A 17,962-nucleotide genomic window follows, 5' to 3' on the forward strand; every position below is an offset into this window, starting at 1 on the left:
TGATCAGGCAGGCAGCATGGCGTGGGGGTCGATCACGAATTTCTTCGGGGCTCCTGCGTCGAAGGCCGCGTAGCCATCGGGCGCGGCGTCCAGCGTGATGACTTGAACCCCCACAACCTGCGCAATATTGATGCGGTCCCACAGAATGGCTTGCATCAAGGCTCGGTTGTACTTCAGCACCGGTGTCTGGCCGGTGTGAAAACTATGCGCCTTGGCCCAGCCCAGCCCAAAGCGCACCGACAGACTGCCGCGACGGGCGGCGGGATCCTCGGCACCCGGGTCGTCCGTGACATACAGGCCGGGGATACCGATGCGGCCGGCAACGCGGGTCACGTCCATCAGGGCATTCAACACGGCGGCCGGTGCTTCCGACTGCGAACCGGTGGCGCCGTGTCCGCGGGCCTCGAAGCCCACGGCGTCGATGGCGCAATCCACTTCCGGCGTACCCAGCAGCGCCGCAATCTGTTCGCCCAGCGTGGCGTCCAAGGACAGGTCGGCCGTTTGAAACCCGACCTGGCGCGCATGCTCAAGCCGCAAGGGGTTCATGTCGCCCACGATGACCACCGCGGCGCCCAGCAGGCGGGCTGACGCGGCCGCCGCCATGCCCACCGGACCGGCCCCGGCGACATAGACGGTGCTGCCGGGGCCGACGCCTGCACTGACCGCGCCGTGATATCCCGTGGGCAGGATGTCCGACAGACAGGTCAGGTCGCGGATCTTGGCCATGGCGTGGTCGCGATCCGGGAAGCGCAGCAGGTTGAAGTCGGCATACGGCACCATGACATATTCCGCCTGGCCGCCTATCCAGTCGCCCATGTCCACGTAGCCGTACGCGCCGCCTGCGCGTGCCGGGTTCACGGTCAGGCAGACGCCGGTGTCTTGTTCCTTGCAGGTGCGGCAGCGGCCGCAGGCCACGTTGAACGGGACCGAAACCAGATCGCCGGCCTTGAGCGTTTCGACGTCGCGTCCCGCCTCGATGACTTCCCCGGTGATCTCGTGGCCCAACACCAGGCCTCGCTGCGCCGTGGTGCGCCCACGAACCATATGCTGGTCGGACCCGCAGATATTGGTGGACACCACTTTCAGGATCACCCCGTGCTCGATCTTGCGGCCGCGTGGATCCACCAGTTTTGGAAAGCTGATCGACTGCACTTCGACCCGCCCGTCGCCCACATACACCACGCCTCTGTTCGCTGCCATGCCTGCGTCTCCCTGCCGGCTTGGCCGGATGGATGCGGACCCGTGCCCGCCAATGGCCGATTTTGGCAAGCCGGATTGTGTGCCACGCGGCTTGGCGCGACAGGAACAAGCGGGTAGGCGACAGGTGGTTGGGAGGTCGGCGCCGGGGAGCGCGCGGCCCTTGGCGGAATCAGGCAAGTTCCCGTCCGGCGGGGGAAGGAGCGGCTAGCGCCTTCAGAGAAGAATGGGTTCCTGCCTAGGAGCCAAGATGAGCCGCTATTCCCTGTTCAGCCTGATCCGCAATGGGTTGTCGAACCACGCCCGCTGGCCCCGCGCGTGGCGTAGTCCCGAACCCCGACGCATGTACGACATCGTGGTCGTGGGCGGCGGGGGGCATGGCCTGGCCACCGCGTATTACCTGGCCAAGGAGCACGGGCTGAAGAACATCGCGGTGCTGGAAAAGGGTTGGGTGGGTGGAGGCAACACCGCGCGCAACACCACCATCGTGCGCTCCAACTACCTGTGGGACGAATCGTCCCAGTTGTACGAAAAGTCGATGCAGCTCTGGGAAGGGCTGTCGCAGGACTTGAACTACAACGTCATGTTCAGCCAGCGCGGCGTGATGAATCTGGCGCACAACCTGCAAGACGTGCGAGACACCCAGCGTCGCATCACCGCCAACCGCTACAACGGCATCGACGGCGAATGGCTGACGCCCGCGCAGGTCAAAGAAATCGTGCCGATCATCAATCTCGATTGCCGTTACCCCGTGCTGGGAGCCTCGTTTCAAAGACGGGCCGGCGTGGCGCGCCATGACGCGGTGGCATGGGGCTATGCGCGCGCGGCGGATCGGCTGGGCGTGGACATCATCGAGAATTGTCCGGTCACCGGAATTCGACGCGAAGACGGCGAAGTGCGTGGCGTGGAGACGGGCCGAGGGTATATCCAGGCAGCCAAGGTGGCCGTCGTGGCCGCGGGCCATTCCAGCGTGATCGCGGACATGGCCGGCATACGCCTGCCCCTGGAAAGCCATCCGTTGCAGGCCTTGGTGTCCGAACCGCTCAAGCCGGTGCTGGACACCGTCGTGATGTCCAACGCCGTGCATGCCTACATCAGCCAGTCGGACAAGGGCGATCTTGTCATCGGCGCGGGCATCGACCAGTATGTGGGCTACGGACAGCGTGGCAGCTTTCACCTGATAGAAAGCACGTTGCAGGCCATTGTCGAGATGTTCCCTTCGTTCAGCCGCGTGCGCATGAACCGCCAGTGGGGCGGCATCGTGGACGTGTCGCCCGACGCCTGCCCCATCATTTCAACCACGCCCGTCAAGGGCCTGTATTTCAACTGTGGTTGGGGCACGGGTGGCTTCAAGGCAACGCCGGGGTCGGGATGGGTCTTTGCCTACACGGTGGCCAACAATGCGCCGCACCGCCTCAACGCGCCTTTCTCCCTGGCCCGTTTCCAAACTGGCCACTTGATCGACGAGCACGGCGCCGCCGCCGTCGCGCACTGATTGTGGAGCTTGATCATGCTGATGCTGACGTGTCCCTACTGCGGCCCGCGCGCCGAAACCGAATTCACCTGCGGTGGCGAAGCCGATATTGTCCGCCCCACGGATTGCGACGCACTCACCGATGCCCAGTGGGCGGACTATGCCTTCATGCGCAAGAACGTGCGTGGCCGGGCGCGAGAGCAGTGGCAGCATGCGCATGGCTGCCGGCGCTGGTTTCTGGCCGAGCGCGATACCATCAGCCACGAGTTCCATGCGTTCCACACGTTTGACCACGCGGCGGGAGATCGCAAATGACGCAATCCAACCGGCTGGCACGCGGCGTCAGCATCAATCCCGCGTCGTCTATCGAGTTCACCTTCAATGGCCGCACGTACTACGGCTGCCAGGGCGATACGCTGGCCTCGGCGCTGCTGGCCAACGGCGAGCATTTCGTGGCGCGTAGTTGGAAGTACCACCGGCCGCGCGGCATCATGACGGCTGGCGTCGAAGAACCAAACGCGCTGGTGCAGTTGGAAGAGGGCGGTCACACCGTGCCCAACCCCTGCGCGACGACGATCGAACTCTACGACGGCTTGCGTGCCGTCAGCGTCAATGCGGCGCCCGACCTGGAGCGAGACCGCATGGCCGTCTTCCAACGGCTGGGGCGCTTTATTCCCGCGGGCTTCTATTACAAGACCTTCATGTGGCCCAAGCGTTTGTGGCCATATTACGAGCGTCTGATCCGCAAAGCGGGCGGCCTGGGGCGCGCACCGCGGCAACCCGACCCCGATCACTACGACAAGCGCTATGCCCATTGCGACGTATTGGTGGTGGGCGGGGGGCCGGCCGGCCTGGCGGCGGCGATGGCGGCGGCAATGGCGGGGGGCCGCGTGATGCTCGTCGACAACCAGCCTGAACTGGGGGGCAGCCTGCTGTCCAGTCCGGCCTTGATCAATGGCGCGGCCAACCTGCACTGGATCCGGCAGGCACAGGCCGAGTTGCAAGCCATGAAAGAAGTCCGCATCCTGACGCGCAGCACGGCGTTCGGCTATCACGACCAGAACCTGGTGACCGTGTGCGAGCAAGTCACCGACCATCTTCCCCTGTCGCAGCGCCGGGGCGTGCGTCAACGGCTATGGAAAGTACGCGCCAGGCAGGTCGTGCTGACGACAGGCGCGCACGAAAGGCCGCTGTTGTTCGGCAATAACGACCTGCCGGGCATCATGCTGGCTTCGGCGGTGTCAACCTACGTGCGCCGCTTTGCCGTGCTTCCGGGACGGCGAGTGGTGCTGTATACGAACAACGACGGCGCCTACCGCACCGCGCTTGACCTGCGCGAGCAGGGCGCGAACGTCACCGTGGTCGACCCGCGTCCGGCCGGACGCGGCGCGCTGCCCGATGCGGTGCGCAGCGCGGGCATCGACGTACGCAATGAAACGGTGCTGCTGCAGGCCCGCGGGGGACGGCAGGTGTCAGGCGTGGTGTTGGCGCCGTATACCGCTGGCCGGGCCGGCCCGCCCAACGCCAGGCTGCCCTGCGATTTGGTGGCGATGTCGGGTGGCTGGAACCCCGCCTTGCATTTGCACGCGCAGTCGGGCGGGCAGACGCGCTGGGACGATGTTCGGGCCTGCTTCGTGCCTGACGGTTCACCGCAGGCGCAGGCAAGCGCGGGCGCGGCAAACGGAGAATTTTCTCTGGCGCAGGCGCTGCATGGCGGCGTCATGGCGGGCGAGCTCGCGGCAAGCCGGGCCGGCGTGAACGGCGCCGCTTCCTTATCGTGGCGCACGGCCGACATCGCCGAAGATCCGCTGCTGCCAATTTGGCAGGTGGCAGACGGGCGCCGGCCCGGGCGCGGCGCCAAGCAGTTCGTTGATTACCAGAACGACGTGACCGTGGCCGACATCCACCTGGCGGTCCGCGAAGGCTACCACTCGGTCGAACACGTGAAACGCTATACCGCCATGGGATTCGGTACCGACCAGGGCAAGCTGGGCAACATCAATGGCGCAGCCGTGCTGGCCGCCGCGCTGGGCCAAACCATTGCGCAGACCGGAACCACCACCTACCGGCCCAACTACACCCCAATCACCTTCGGTGCGCTGGCGGGCTGCGAACTGGGCGACTTCTTCGACCCCATCCGCAAGACCTGCCTGCACGAATGGCATGTGGCGCAAGGGGCCGTGTTCGAAGACGTGGGCAACTGGAAGCGGCCTTGGTATTTCCCGCTGGCGGGTGAAAGCATGCAGGCGGCCGTTGCCCGCGAATGCCTCGCCGTGCGTAACGGCGTCGGCATGTTGGATGCATCCACCCTGGGCAAGATCGACGTGCAGGGCCCGGATGCCGCAACCTTGCTGAACTGGGTCTACACCAACCTCTGGACCAAGCTGGAAGTTGGCAAGGGTCGCTACGGGCTGATGTTGGATGAAAACGGCATGGTGTTCGACGACGGCGTCACCATGCGCCTGGGCGAACAGCACTATCTGATGAGCACCACCACAGGGGGCGCGGCGCGCGTGCTGACCTGGATGGAGCGTTGGCTGCAGACGGAATGGCCGCATCTGGATGTGCACCTGACCAGCGTCACCGACCACTTCGCCACCTTCGCGGTGGCAGGACCACGGTCGCGCGAGGTTCTGCGCGCGGTCTGCCCGGATATTGATTTTTCCAACGCGGCCTTTCCCTTCATGACCTTTCGCGAGGGCACGGTAGCAGGCGCCGGCTGGTCCACCCCGGCGCGCATCATGCGCATCAGCTTTTCGGGGGAACTGTCCTATGAGGTCAATGTGCCCGCCAATCTCGGCCAGCGTGTGTGGAATGCACTGATGGAAGCCGGCCACGAATACGGCATCACGCCCTACGGCACGGAAGCCATGCACGTCCTGCGCGCGGAAAAGGGCTACATCATCGTGGGCCAGGATACGGACGGGTCGGTAACGCCGCAAGACCTGGGCATGGGTGGCATGGTCGCCAAGTCCAAGGATTGCCTGGGCAAGCGTTCGCTGTCGCGCGAACACACAGCCAGCGGCAATCGCAAGCAGTTTGTCGGCCTGCTGTCGCGGGATCCGGCCGTGGTGCTGCCGGAAGGCAGCCAGGTCATGAACCATGCCAACCGCGCGACGATGGCGTCGATCATTCCAATGGTTGGCCACGTCACGTCCAGCTATATGAGTCCCACCTTGAACCGTTCGATCGCGCTTGCTCTGGTCCAGGACGGCCAGCAACGCATGGGGCAGCAGGTCGAGGTGGCGTTACCCGGCGGCGGCTTCCTGCCGGCCACAATCGGCAGCCCGGTGTTCTACGACCCCGAAGGAGCACGCCAGCATGTGGACTGAAACGTATCTGGAATCGCCCCTGAAGGGCTTGGAACCCGTTCACCTGAGTGCCCAGACCGCGGACGCCCGGCGCTTGGGAATCATTGAGCGGCCATTCCTGGACCTGGCCGTGTTGCGCGGCAACGCGCGCTCGCCGGACTTTGCGAAGGCGCTGGAACGCACCTTGGGCACGGCGCCACCCCTGGCCCCCAACACCGTGGCGCATGGCCATCGGCACTTGCTGGTTTGGATGGGGCCGGATGAATGGTGGCTGCAATCGCTGGCGCCCGCGCGCCCCGAGCTGGAGCAAACGTTGCGTCCGGTGCTACAGGGCTTGTCCGCCTGCGTGGTGGATGTAAGTAGCGGGTACACGGTGCTGGAACTGTCGGGCGAGCACGCGCGCGACGTGCTGGCAAAAGGCTGTCCGCTGGATCTGCATCCGCGCGTCTTTGGTCCAGGCCAATGCGCGCAAAGCCACTATTTCAAGGCGGGCGTGATGGTGCGCGCGCTGGATGAAGGGGGAGTTGAAGTGGTGGTGCGCCGCAGCTTCGCGGACTATGTCGGACGCATGCTGCTGGAGGCGGGGCGGGAATACCTGCCGGCGGGCAGCAAATAAAAAAAGGCCAAAACAAAGTTTTGGCCTTTTTCAATCTTCCATGGACTGCTATGCATCTCCATGGAAAAAAATCCTGGAGCGGGAGACGAGTCTCGAACTCGCGACCTCAACCTTGGCAAGGTTGCGCTCTACCAACTGAGCTACTCCCGCAGGGGTACTTCTTTGCTTGCCGTACCGTCTTTCGACGTCGTTTTTTTGCAAGCGAGGCGGAAGTATACCTAATTTTTTGAAAAATGCACGCCGGCCGTTTGGGCTTGCCGCGGCGCGCGTGCGCGCGTGGGTTTGGCTGGCCCGTCATTGGCAAGCCGGCGCGCGGGGCGACGCCAGGCCATGCGCGCCAGGGTGTCATCCCGGAAGATGTAGTGGTGCCCCAGCGCCGCGACGATGTGCAACGCCAGCAGGCCGTACAGCGCCCAGGCAAGCAGGTCGTGGATCCATACCGTGGTGGCGACCAGGGCGGGGTCGGCCGAGACCAGCCGGGGAAACTCCAGGCCGGTGAATGGCACGGGCACGGCCAGCCCCTTGGCGTTGACGATCACCCAGCCCACCAGGCACGACGCGAAGATGAACGCATAGATGCACAGATGCACCGCGTGCGCGCAGGCGTCCTGCATGCAGAAGCCGTCGCCCACGGCGCGGCGGTGCGAGATGCGCACCACCGTCCGCACCAGCGTGACCGCAAGCAGCGCCATGCCGCAACCAATGTGCACGATCATCACCGAGCGCATGGACACGCCCGTCTGGGCCGTCAGCAGATGGCGCAACTCACCCGCAAGCACCAGGATGCTCATCAGGCTGACGCTCAGCCAATGCAGGGCGATCTGCGCTTTCGTGTAGGCCTGGGTAGCCAGGGTGGTGGGAGGGGAATGCATGGTCTTCCTTCTAGCGGGGTCAGCCTGCTCCCGCTGGCGGCGGGGCATGGTTTGAGAGGCGAGATTGAAGCGTCGCCACGGCTGCCGCGCCATCTTCCTCAACACTTCCTGAAGCCCGTCCAGCGCCTGCCGCGCTGCGATTTAGGCTCTCTTTAGAAACGTTGTTGGCCCATCGCCCGCGTGGAAATATGCCGGCCTGCGTAGAGATTTTTCCGCCTTTGATGCGCTCGGCCACGCCGACGCTCGGACCCGCATCGTTCCTCACGATGCTTGCCTCTGCCCGCACTTCACTCCAGGTCGCCGCCGCGCGGTGATCGCTCAATCAGAAAAAGTGGACTCATGAAGACTCTTACCTTCCGACGCCGTCTTGGCCTGCAGCAGGGATTCACCTTGCTGGAATTGCTGGTCGTGCTGTTGATCATCGCGTTGCTGGCCGGCTATGTCGGCCCCAAGCTGTTTTCCCAGGTCGACCGCGCCAAGGTCCGCGCCACGCAGGCGCAGATGAAGACGCTGGGCGACGCCTTGACGCAATACCGGCTGGACGTGGGCAGCTATCCCACCACCGAGCAGGGCCTGGAGTCCCTGGTGAAGGCGCCGCAGGGTGCGTCCAACTGGCACGGCCCGTACCTGGCCAAGGATGTGCCTGCTGATGCGTGGGGTCGTCCTTATATGTTGAACGTGCCCGGGCGCAGCTCGGACGCTGAAGTGGTTTCTTTCGGCGAAGAAGGCCGGGCGGGAGGCAGTGGTGAACTGGTTTATGGCCTCTAAGTCGGCGGCGGCCGTGCTCGTCGGGATGACGTTGTCCACCGCCGCCGCCGCCAGTTGCTGGCAGCAATCGGGCGACCGCCATGGCGTGGACCCGCTGCTGCTGTATTCGATCGCTAAGGTGGAGTCGTCACTGAACCCGCGCGCCATCAACAACAACACCAACGGCACCCAGGACGTTGGGCTGATGCAGATCAACAGCATCCATCTGCCCGGCTTGGCCAAGCGCGGCATCACACGCCAGCGCTTGCTGGACGAACCCTGTCTGTCCATCGACGTGGGAGCCGAGATCCTGGCGGGCTTCGTCAAGCGTTATGGCTACACCTGGCGCGCGGTCGGGGCGTACAACGCCGGCGGCGCGGCCAATCGCGAAGCCGCGCGCAAGCGCTACGTGAGCCGCGTGTGGCAACACTATCTGCAACTGAGCCAGGCGCGCGACGCCCGCTATCGCCAGTCGCAACACGCGGAGCGTTGACATGAACGAGTTCAGGATCCGCTTGCTCAAGCAGGGAACGCTGCGCGTGCACACCGTGCGCGCCTCAAGCGAAGGCGAGGCACGCGCGCAGTTGAGCGATGCCGACGGCATGGTTCTGGACATCCAACGTTCGGCCGTGCGCCGTGGCATCAAGTCGCGCGGCAAGAAGGCCTTTTCGCTAGGGCTGCTGCTGCAAGAACTGTCCACGTTGCTGGACGCCGGGCTGGCCTTGATCGAAGCGCTTGAGGCGCTGAGCGACAAGGCCGGCAAGGGCAACAAGGCCTTGCAGGCATCGCTGGGCCAGTTGCTGCGTTCGCTGTATCAGGGCCAGCCGCTGTCCAAGGCGATGGAGGCGCAGCCGCTGGTGTATCCCGCGCTGCTGGTGGCCACCGTAGCGTCCGCCGAAGGCAGCGGGCAACTGCCGGTGGTGCTCAGGCGCTATCAGTACTACGAAACGCGCATTGAAAACATCCGCAAGAAAGTGGTGGGTGCGCTCGTGTACCCGCTGGTGGTGATTGCGGTGGGCTTCGGCATTTTGCTGTTCATGCTGTTCTTTGTCGTGCCGCGCTTTGCGGTCGTGTTCGAAAGCATGCGCACCTTGCCGGCCACCGCCGAGGCCATGTTGTGGTGGGCGCGCCTGGTGCAGTCAGACGGTCATTTGCTGGGCGCGGGCATAGGCGCAAGCCTGCTTGCCGCCGCGTTGGCGCTGCGCACGCAGACGGTGAAGGCGGCGTTGATGAATCTGTTCTGGCGCCTGCCCAAGCTGCGCGATGTGGGCAACCTGTTCGTGCTGGCGCGCTTTTATCGCACCGTCGGCTTGTTGATCGAAGGCGGAACGCCGGCGTTGCAGGCCTTTGAACTGGCCGACCGCATCCTGCCGCCCGCCTACGGCGAACGCCTGGATCTGGCGCTGCAGGAATTGCGGGCTGGCCGCAGCGTGTCGGAAACCTTGGCACGCCACGGCTTGACGACAGCGGTGGCCGAAAGGCTGCTGCGTGTGGGCGAGCAAAGCGGCGACTTGGGCGGCATGTGCGAACGCATCGCGCAGTTTCACGATGGCACGCTGGACCACGCCATCGAAGTCTTTGGAAAGGTGTTCGAGCCGTTGCTGATGCTGGTCGTCGGCGGGCTGGTGGGCGCCATCGTCATCTTGCTGTACATGCCCATCTTCGAGATGGCCGGGAGTCTGGGATGAACCTAATGCATGAATTCGAAATCAGTCAGGAGGAGGGCGCAATGGAAAGCACGACCGTGGCCGACGAGGCATGGTGGCTGTGGCGCGAGCGCGCGGCGGAACTGAGCCTGTCCCTGGCCGACTATCTGGACGAGGAATTGGCACGCCGCCCGCAACTGCTGCCGGTGCTGGCGCAGGCCTTGGGCATGGAGCCCCTGACCGCCCAGCAATGCCGCCAGGCTACGCCGCGCTTTGACGTCTTGCCGCTGGCGGACGCCATGGCGTGCCGCGTGGCGCCCTTGCAGGTGGAGGGCGAATTCCTGCTGGCCATGGCCGCGCCGTTCTCGCGCGATGCGCGCCTGAAGCTGCAAGCCATGCTGTCCGGCCATGCGCTGCGCTTTGCCGTGTGCCCCACCGGCGTGGTGGATGCCTGGTTGAAACAGGCCGAAGCCACCGAGCGCGTGCTGGACGGCGTGGCCGTGGACATGGCGGACGACTCGCTGGCCAAGGCGGTCGAATCCATTTCCCTGGCCTCGCTGGCCAAGGACGAAAGCCCGGTGATCCGCCTGGTGAACATGACGCTCTATGACGGTCTGCAAAGCCGCGCCAGCGACATTCATCTGGAATCGGACGAGGAAGGCTTGTTGATCCGCTACCGCATCGACGGCGTGATGCTGCGCATCCGCAAGGTGCCGGGGCAGGTCACCGCCAACCAGGTGATGTCGCGTCTGAAAGTGCTGTCCAGCCTGGACATCGCTGAAAAGCGCGTGCCGCAGGACGGCCGCTTCAAGGTGGTGCTTCAGGGCCGCGAAGTGGATTTTCGCGTCTCCATCATGCCGGGTAACCATGGCGAGAACGCCGTCTTGCGTCTGCTCGACCGCTCGCAGCGTGGTGACAAGCTGAGTCTGGACACCTTGGGCTTCCCGGCGGAAACGGCGCGCCGCATCCGTGCGTTGGCGCAGCTTCCCTATGGGCTGACGCTGATCACCGGCCCCACGGGCAGCGGCAAGTCCACCACCTTGTACGGCGCCTTGTCGGAACTGAACAGCGGCGACGAAAAGCTGATCACCATCGAAGACCCGGTGGAATACGAGATGAGCGGCATCCTTCAGATTCCGGTGAACGAAAAGAAGGGCCTGACCTTTGCGCGCGGCCTGCGTTCCATCCTGCGCCATGATCCGGACACCATTCTGGTTGGCGAAATCCGCGATGCCGAAACGGCGGCGATTGCCGTGCAGTCGGCGTTGACCGGCCACCGCGTGTTGTCGTCGGTACACGCCAATGATGCGTTCAGCGTGATCGACCGCTTTCTGTACATGGATGTGGAACCCGCCACCTTCCTGGAATCGCTTAACGGCGTGGTGTCGCAGCGCCTGGTGCGGCGCTTGTGCCCGCATTGCGCGCCGCCGGGCGAGGCGCGTGCCGGCCCGGGTTGCGACGCCTGCCGCCACACGGGATTCCTCGGCCGCATTGCGCTGGCTGAAGTCCTGCGTCTGGACAGCCGCATGAAGACCGCGCTGCTGGACCGCTCGCCCGAACGCCGGTTAGAGGCGCTGGCGCAATGCGCCGACTATCAATCGATGCGCGACGCCGCCCACGAGGCCGTCGCGCACGGACTGACGACTTATCAGGAGGTTTGCCGTGCGGTCGCTATGGAATGAGCAAGCCGTTCTGATCGATGCGGAACAGGTCAGCCTGATGTCGCCGACGAAGGCGATGGGCGATCGTCTGCGGTATGGCCACGGCGGCGAACCGGCCGAGGCCGTGGCCGCCTTGCTGGCCACCTGCACGCGGCTGCGCCCGTGGTGGCGCAACCGGGTGCATGTCTGGCTGGGCTATCCGTGGGCGCACACGCTGCTGCTGCCCTGGCAGCCGGGTCTGCCTGGCGGCGATACGCACTGGCGCGGCTACGCCCAGGCGTTGCTGCGCGAACGCGGCATCACCTTGCAGACGCGCGTGCGGCTGGGGCCGGCGCGCCATGGTCATGCGCGCCTGGCCGTTGCGGCGGACGCGGTGATGCTGGACGCCCTGGAAGGCAAGCTGCGCGAACAGAAATGGACGCTGGCCGGCTGCCGCGACCTGCTGTCCGCAAGCCTGCAACGTTATCACCGCGCCTCGAGCACGGAAGGCGCATGCCTGGTGCTGGCGGAGGCAAGCGCGGTGACGTGCCTGTGGCCGTCGGCGCAAGGGTGGGAAGACGTGATCACCCTGCAGCGGTCGCCCGGGCAGTCGCACGCCTCGGCGGTTGCCGCCGCGCAGGCGCTGTGCAACCAGCCCATCGTGCCGGAGTGCAACTGGACGTCAACCTTGGCGCCGGCGGATCTGTCCTTGCCGCCACAAGCGCGTTGGCTGGGCTTTCCCCACGCCATGTTGGGAGCGCGATCATGCCCGGCCTGAAGATGAACAAGCTTGATTTCACCAAGCGCGGCGCCACGCGACCCTGGGCCGCCATCATCGTGCTGCTGTTGCTGTGCGTGGCCTTGTTGAGCGCATGGCGGGAATGGAACCTGTGGGCATTGCGAGTGGAAGTCACCCGCTCCGAGAGTCAGTTGGTCGAGCGCCGCATGCAGCATGAACGCGAACAGCGCCGCGTCCTGGCGCAGTCGCCGGAGGAAAAGAGGGTTGATGCCATGCTCTCCGCGCAAAGCGCCGAGGACCGGTTGCGGCCCGTCCTGCTGCGCGCCATCGAGCAGGCCTGGAGCCCGCGCCTGGCCGTGATGAACCTGAAGATCGAGGGAGCTGGCAAGTCCGTCCAGCTTGAACTGATGACGGTGGACCTGACCGAAGTATTCGCCTTCGCGGTCCGCTTGAACGCCGAGGCCGGCTTGCGCGCCACGGTAATGCGCCACGGCATCAAGTCGGGTGATCCCAACCTGGCCACGATGTCTACCGTGCGGGTGGAGCTGCGATGAAATCCTTTACCGAAATTCGTCGCCGCCTGGCTGCGCTGCGCCAGCGCGAGGCCGGTTCACCCATCCGGTGGCACTGGCAGTGCTGGGCCGAGCGGCTTGGGCGTGGCGGGCTCCTGGCGCTGGTGGCCTTGTGGATCCTGATCGTGCATTTCGTCGTGGTGTTGTGGCCGGAAAAGGGCGAGCTGCAGTTGCGTGCCTTGGAGCTGCACGCAGAGATCCATGCCTGCACCCCGCACGTCGCCCCGTCCGGCAATGACATGGACGAGCTGCGCGTGCAACTGCGGCTGGACCCGGACGAACGCAAGCTGGCCGTGATGGAACAGTTGGTGCGCTCCGGCCTGTTGCTGGTCGACATCCAGTATCAGGGCGAAGACACCATCCAGGGCCGCTTGCGCCGCACGTCGGTGGACGTCACTGCCGTGGGCTCCTACCAGGACCTGAGCGCGGGCTTGCGCAAGCTGACCGATGAGCCGCTGCTGCGCCTGGAGTCGCTGTCGCTGGACCGGCAACGGCCGGAGAACATGCTGGTGAACGTAAAGATGCGCTTGAGCATGTTGGGGGTGGTGTGATGAAGCGTTGGATGACCGCGGTGTTTGTCGCCCTGGCGCCCGCCGCCGCCGCGCTGGCCGAGCCGGCTCGCGAAGTGGATCTGTTTCCGTCGCAAAGCTGGGCCTCATTGTTGGATCGCGGCAATGCCCAGGCGCGGGACGATGCCGCCGACGCCGTCACGGCGCAGAGCGACGTTCCGGCGCTTGACCTGGCCTTGCCGACCACGCCCGAGGGTAACGGCGCGGCCAGCATGCCGACGTTCACGGCCATCGGTGAATGGTCCGACACCGGCCGCCGCATTGTGGTGCTGGCGCATCAAGAAGAGACCTACCTGCTGTGTGAACGCTGCGACATCGCCGGCGCGGTGAGGCCCGGCGGCATGTTGGCGTCGCAATACCGGTTCAAGGCGCTGGAACCAAAGCGCGTGGTGTTGCGGGACGCGCGGGGTCGCGAGCTGCACGTGGACCTGGCGCCGCTGGCGCAATGAGCCTTGGGGCTCATCGAACTGAATAATTCTTTTGGGAATGGCAAGACATCATGATTGCAAAACCTGTTGTATTGGCGGCCTTCTTCAGCCTGTTGCTGGGCGGATGCGCGGCCCCCGAGTCACTGAAGCGCGCACTGGGCGGCGAGCCCATGACGGCCGCCGACCGCCTGGCCGCCGGCCGGGAGAAGCTGGAAAAGAACCCCAACGATATCGAAGCGGGCAAAGATGTGGCACGCGATGAAGTCGCGCTGGCACGCGAAATTCTGCAACGCGTGCGCGTCAAGATGGAGGCGGGCGACGATGAAGCCGCGCTGCAAGACGTGTTGGAGCTGCTGGCCGTCAACCCTGGCAATATGCGCGCCCAACAGCTCAAGACGCAGTTGGAGCAACGCGTTCACCTGAACGCGGAACTGGCCGACGCTGTCCGGCTGCAGTTCGACCACCCGCGCGAGGCGCTCTACAAGGTCAACCGCATCCTGCAGGAGCAACCGGGGTTTGCGGCGGCCGAGGCGCTGCGCGTGCAACTGCAACGCCGTGACGTGGGCCGCCAATCGGTCAAGCCGCGTCTGGCAGATGCGCTGCGCAAGCCGGTAACGCTGAACTTCAAGGCGCAGCCCATCGTGCAGATCCTGGACACGATTTCGCTGGCCGCCGGGGTGGACTTCGTGCTGGACCCTGACGTGCAGACCAGCATGCCGGCCAGCATCATGGCCCGGCAGACCACGGCTGAAGACGCCATCAACCTGCTGTTGCGCACCAATCAGCTGGAAAAGAAGGTACTGGATGCCCATACCTTGCTGATCTACCCGTCGCGCCCGGACAAGGACAAGGAATACCGCGAGCTGATGGTGCGCGTGTTCTACCTGAACCACGCGGATGCCACGCATGTGCTGGCCGCGTTGCGGCAGATCAGCGCGCCCAAGAACGTGCATCTGGACGAACGCGCCAATGCCGTGCTGGTGCGCGATACGCCGGAGGTCATGGCGGTGGTGGAGCGCGTGGTGGCGGCCCTGGACATTGCGCAGTCTGAAGTGACGATGGACGTGCAGGTGCTGGAGGTCAACGCCAGCGACGAGCTTGAAGTGGGGGTGGATTACCCCAGCGACTTGCGGTTTTCCATTCTGCCGCAAGGAGAAAACGGCAGGATCACGGTAGGTGATCTGCTGGGCCTGAATCAAGGCAAGATCGGCGTGACCAGCCGCAATGACCTGTCGGCCGCGTTGAATCTGCTGCAAAAGCGCGGCAAGACCAAGGTGCTGGCAAATCCGAAGATCCGCGTGCGCAACATGGAAAAAGCCAGCATCAAGATTGGCGAAAAGGTGCCGGTCGTAACGACCACCAACGCCAACGGCGTCGTGACGGAATCCGTGAACTACCAGGATGTGGGCCTGATTCTGCAAGTGGAGCCGCGCATCAGCCTCAGCAATGAGGTCAGTGTCCGGGTCAGCATGGAAGTCAGCAACTTGAAGGGCGAGGTCAAGACGGCGGGCGGCGGTGTGGTCTACCCGATGAGCACGCGCAACGCGGAAACCGTGATGACGGCGCGCGATGGCGAAACCCAGGTGTTGGCCGGGCTGGTCAACCAGCAGCAGTCGCGCAGCAGCAGCGGTTTGCCGGGCGTGAGCCTGATGGGCTGGCTGGGCAGCCTGTTTGGCGGTCAGAAGAAGACAGATCAGAACACCGAGATCGTGCTGCTGCTGACGCCGCACATCGAACGCTCGATGGCCTTGCCGTCGGCCGCCGATAGCTACTTCCCGTCGGGCACGGAATCGCGGGTCACGGTGATGCCGATGACCACGCAGGCGCCTGCCCCCGCCCCGGATGCCCCGGTCGCGGCGGGTGATGCTCCGGCGCTGGATGCCGTGCTGGCCAAGCCGCCCTTCTAAGGACGGGCCATGCGAAAGCAATCCGGTTTCACGCTGATCGAAATGATGGCGGCCATGACCTTGCTGGCCCTGCTGTTGAGCGTTGCGCTGCCATTTTCCGCGTTGATCAAGCAGCGCGCGCAAGAGCGCGAGCTACGCCAAAGCCTGCACACCCTGCGCAACGCGATCGACGCCTATTACCAGGCCAGCCGCGAAGGCAAGGTCGACAAGCCGCTGGACCGCAGCGGTTACCCGCCGGACCTGGATTCACTGGTCAAGGGTGTGCAGAACAAGACGGACCCCAACGGGGGCATGCTGTATTTCCTGCGCCGTTTGCCGGCCGACCCCATGTGCGAGCACTGCGAAAACCGATCGGCCGCTGACACCTGGGACACCCGTAGCTACGACAGTACGGCCGAATCTTTCTCATCGGGGCGCGACGTCTTCGATGTGCGTTCAAAAAGTCAACGAAGAGGCCTCAATGGCGTTCCGTACAAAGAATGGTAAGCGCGGTTGCGCCGGCTTTACGCTGATTGAGCTGATGGCGGTCATGGCCATCATCGGCGCCTTGATGTCCTTGGTGGCGCCGTCGTTTTTCAAAAGCAACGACCGTGCGCGTGAAACGGTACTGCGCCATAACCTGCAGGCGATCCGGCACGCCATTGATGATTATCGCGCCGACCACGGCAACAACCCCGAGTCCCTGGGCGCGCTGGTCACGGACAAGTACCTGCGTGAACTGCCCATGGACCCGGTGACGGGCCGGCGCGACAGTTGGCTGCCGCAGACGGGCGAAGCGCCGGGTGTGAACGATGTGGTCAGCGGCGCCCAGGGCAGGGGTTTGGATGGGCTGGACTATGCGCGGTGGTAGGCGTTGCGCGTTGCCGCGTCAGGCGGGGTTTGGCTACCTGACGGTGCTGATGCTGGTCGTGGCGTTGGCCACCGGGCTGACCGCGGTGGTGCAGCCGTGGTCCATGCAGAAGCTGCGCGACCAGGAGGCCGAACTGCTGTTTGTCGGCACACAGTTCCAGCGCGCGCTGGCGTCCTATTACCAGTCCGGCACGGCGCCGGCCTATCCCAAAACCCTGGATGCGCTGCTCAAGGACGACCGCGTGTCGTTCACCCGTCGCCATTTGCGCCGACTGTATGCCGACCCGATTACCGGCGGCACGGAATGGGGCATCGTCAAATCGCCGGACGGCGGCATCATGGGGGTATACAGCTTGTCGGAACGAAAGCCGATCAAGCAGGGTGGGTTTGACGCCGAGCTGGGTGATATGTCTGGAAAATCCAGTTATCAGGATTGGAAGTTTGTATTCATGGGCGTTAATTAATCAATGAATGGAAATTCGGGGTGCATTGTTAATAACCCTGGTTGTGTCTATTTTGAGGAGAATAAATAAGTACGTATTAACGGCTTATTTTCATATCTTGAGATCTGTCTTTCTTGGTTTGGCTTTGAGAAATTTCTTATTGTTGTGTCTATCCCTGCATGAAATCATTCTGTCGGGGTATCAATGTGATTGCCGTAAAAATAAAAGTCTTCGGGAATTGCGCTTACATAAGAACTGACTCAATGATTGTTGCCATTCTTGAAGATTCGCCCACTCAAGTCGAGTGGGTCACCAAACTGCTGCAAAGCCACGGCCACCAGGCCTTCTCGCGCGGTGACGGCGACGGCTTCATCGCGCTGCTGCAACAACAGAAAGTTGATGTGGTGCTGCTTGACTGGGAAGTGCCGGGCGCATCGGGCCTTGCCGTGCTGAAGTGGGCCCGTTGCAACCTGGCCCCATCCATGCCCATTCTGATGCTGACCCAGCGCGACGATGAAGAGAGCATCGTGCAGGCCTTGAACATGGGCGCTGACGACTATCTGCAAAAGCCGGTGCGCGAGCGCGAACTGCTGGCCCGCATGAGCGCACAGTTGCGCAAGTCGCAACGCGGCGAAGCCACCGCGCTGCAGTTCCAGGTTGGCCACTTTTCCTTCAACCTGGAGGCCAAGACCTTGACGGTGGACGGGCGACCCGTGACCCTGCCCACGCGGGAATTCGACCTGGCCACGATGTTGTTCAGAAGCCCCGGCCGCATCATTACCAAGGATGCTTTGTGCCAGCAAATCTGGGGCACCGTCGATCGGAAATATGACGCCAGCCTGGCCACATACGTCAGCAACCTGCGCTCTGCGCTGGGCTTGCGGTCGCGCAATGGCTATGTGATTGCCACTGTGTACAACTACGGCTACCGCCTCGAGCGCATGTATTGAGC

19 protein-coding genes and 1 tRNA gene are annotated in these 17,962 nt (G+C 64.2%); 17 read left to right on the plus strand and 3 right to left on the minus strand.

Annotation, left to right across the window (positions count from 1 at the left end; all coding sequences use genetic code 11):
- Positions 1-3: 3 nt before the first annotated feature.
- Positions 4-1,200, minus strand: a complete 1,197-nt coding sequence (fdhA, locus tag WBR68_RS01845) for a formaldehyde dehydrogenase, glutathione-independent (RefSeq protein ID WP_050447274.1) — start codon at positions 1,198-1,200, stop codon at positions 4-6.
- A 247-nt stretch (positions 1,201-1,447) separates the two neighbouring features.
- Between fdhA and WBR68_RS01850 the strand changes: the two genes are divergently transcribed.
- Genes WBR68_RS01850 through WBR68_RS01865 form a run of 4 tightly spaced genes read left to right on the plus strand, consistent with a single transcriptional unit; the run spans position 1,448 to position 6,598 of the window.
- The gene (locus WBR68_RS01850; protein ID WP_230693400.1) at positions 1,448-2,692 is read left to right on the plus strand and encodes a sarcosine oxidase subunit beta family protein; all 1,245 of its coding nucleotides are present in this window, start codon (positions 1,448-1,450) and stop codon (positions 2,690-2,692) included.
- Between the two features lie 15 nt (positions 2,693-2,707).
- Complete coding sequence (locus WBR68_RS01855; RefSeq protein ID WP_127183643.1) at positions 2,708-2,986, plus strand: sarcosine oxidase subunit delta; 279 nt, start codon at positions 2,708-2,710, stop codon at positions 2,984-2,986.
- Positions 2,983-6,003: a sarcosine oxidase subunit alpha family protein gene (locus tag WBR68_RS01860; protein WP_230693401.1), complete on the plus strand. Its 3,021-nt coding sequence runs from the start codon at positions 2,983-2,985 to the stop codon at positions 6,001-6,003. Before WBR68_RS01855 ends, WBR68_RS01860 begins: the two co-directional genes overlap by 4 nt.
- Positions 5,993-6,598, plus strand: coding sequence for a sarcosine oxidase subunit gamma (locus WBR68_RS01865; protein ID WP_050447267.1), 606 nt, complete (start codon positions 5,993-5,995; stop codon positions 6,596-6,598). Before WBR68_RS01860 ends, WBR68_RS01865 begins: the two co-directional genes overlap by 11 nt.
- A gap of 74 nt (positions 6,599-6,672) precedes the next feature.
- Here WBR68_RS01865 and WBR68_RS01870 read toward each other — a convergent pair.
- Positions 6,673-6,748 (minus strand) — tRNA-Gly (locus WBR68_RS01870).
- A 68-nt stretch (positions 6,749-6,816) separates the two neighbouring features.
- Positions 6,817-7,470, minus strand: coding sequence for a cytochrome b (locus WBR68_RS01875; protein ID WP_230693402.1), 654 nt, complete (start codon positions 7,468-7,470; stop codon positions 6,817-6,819).
- Between the two features lie 339 nt (positions 7,471-7,809).
- Between WBR68_RS01875 and gspG the strand changes: the two genes are divergently transcribed.
- The 13 genes from gspG (at position 7,810) to WBR68_RS01940 (ending at position 17,960) form a co-directional block, all read left to right on the plus strand.
- Positions 7,810-8,238 (plus strand): type II secretion system major pseudopilin GspG, encoded by a 429-nt coding sequence (gene gspG, locus WBR68_RS01880; protein ID WP_050447265.1) that lies wholly within the window; start codon positions 7,810-7,812, stop codon positions 8,236-8,238.
- On the plus strand, positions 8,228-8,710 hold the full coding sequence (locus WBR68_RS01885; protein ID WP_050447264.1) for a lytic transglycosylase domain-containing protein: 483 nt from the start codon (positions 8,228-8,230) through the stop codon (positions 8,708-8,710). The genes gspG and WBR68_RS01885 overlap by 11 nt, the downstream gene beginning before the upstream one ends.
- 1 nt (position 8,711) lies before the next feature.
- On the plus strand, positions 8,712-9,905 hold the full coding sequence (locus WBR68_RS01890) for a type II secretion system F family protein (protein ID WP_050447263.1): 1,194 nt from the start codon (positions 8,712-8,714) through the stop codon (positions 9,903-9,905).
- Positions 9,906-9,946: 41 nt separating this feature from the next.
- Positions 9,947-11,545, plus strand: a complete 1,599-nt coding sequence (locus WBR68_RS01895; protein ID WP_050447322.1) for a GspE/PulE family protein — start codon at positions 9,947-9,949, stop codon at positions 11,543-11,545.
- Positions 11,526-12,281 carry a hypothetical protein gene (locus WBR68_RS01900; protein WP_230693403.1) on the plus strand — a complete coding sequence of 252 codons (756 nt, stop codon included), beginning with the start codon at positions 11,526-11,528 and terminating at the stop codon, positions 12,279-12,281. The genes WBR68_RS01895 and WBR68_RS01900 overlap by 20 nt, the downstream gene beginning before the upstream one ends.
- The gene (locus WBR68_RS01905; protein ID WP_230693404.1) at positions 12,269-12,796 is read left to right on the plus strand and encodes a hypothetical protein; all 528 of its coding nucleotides are present in this window, start codon (positions 12,269-12,271) and stop codon (positions 12,794-12,796) included. Before WBR68_RS01900 ends, WBR68_RS01905 begins: the two co-directional genes overlap by 13 nt.
- A complete protein-coding gene (locus tag WBR68_RS01910) occupies positions 12,793-13,365 on the plus strand; it encodes a hypothetical protein (protein ID WP_127183648.1) in 573 nt (190 codons plus the stop codon). Before WBR68_RS01905 ends, WBR68_RS01910 begins: the two co-directional genes overlap by 4 nt.
- 11 nt (positions 13,366-13,376) lie before the next feature.
- Entirely contained in the window at positions 13,377-13,832 is a 456-nt protein-coding gene (locus WBR68_RS01915) for a hypothetical protein (RefSeq protein WP_230693405.1), read from the plus strand.
- Positions 13,833-13,882: 50 nt separating this feature from the next.
- Positions 13,883-15,718, plus strand: coding sequence for a secretin N-terminal domain-containing protein (locus WBR68_RS01920; RefSeq protein WP_050447257.1), 1,836 nt, complete (start codon positions 13,883-13,885; stop codon positions 15,716-15,718).
- A gap of 9 nt (positions 15,719-15,727) precedes the next feature.
- Complete coding sequence (locus WBR68_RS01925; protein ID WP_050447256.1) at positions 15,728-16,204, plus strand: type II secretion system protein; 477 nt, start codon at positions 15,728-15,730, stop codon at positions 16,202-16,204.
- Positions 16,179-16,568 (plus strand): type II secretion system protein, encoded by a 390-nt coding sequence (locus WBR68_RS01930; protein ID WP_230693406.1) that lies wholly within the window; start codon positions 16,179-16,181, stop codon positions 16,566-16,568. Before WBR68_RS01925 ends, WBR68_RS01930 begins: the two co-directional genes overlap by 26 nt.
- Positions 16,543-17,031, plus strand: coding sequence for a type II secretion system protein (locus WBR68_RS01935; RefSeq protein WP_230693407.1), 489 nt, complete (start codon positions 16,543-16,545; stop codon positions 17,029-17,031). The genes WBR68_RS01930 and WBR68_RS01935 overlap by 26 nt, the downstream gene beginning before the upstream one ends.
- Positions 17,032-17,273: 242 nt before the next feature.
- On the plus strand, positions 17,274-17,960 hold the full coding sequence (locus tag WBR68_RS01940; protein WP_050447253.1) for a response regulator transcription factor: 687 nt from the start codon (positions 17,274-17,276) through the stop codon (positions 17,958-17,960).
- Positions 17,961-17,962: the final 2 nt, after the last annotated feature.

It is taken from the genome of Achromobacter sp. JD-1, from assembly GCF_038594925.1.
GTDB lineage: Bacteria > Pseudomonadota > Gammaproteobacteria > Burkholderiales > Burkholderiaceae_B > Achromobacter > Achromobacter spanius_C.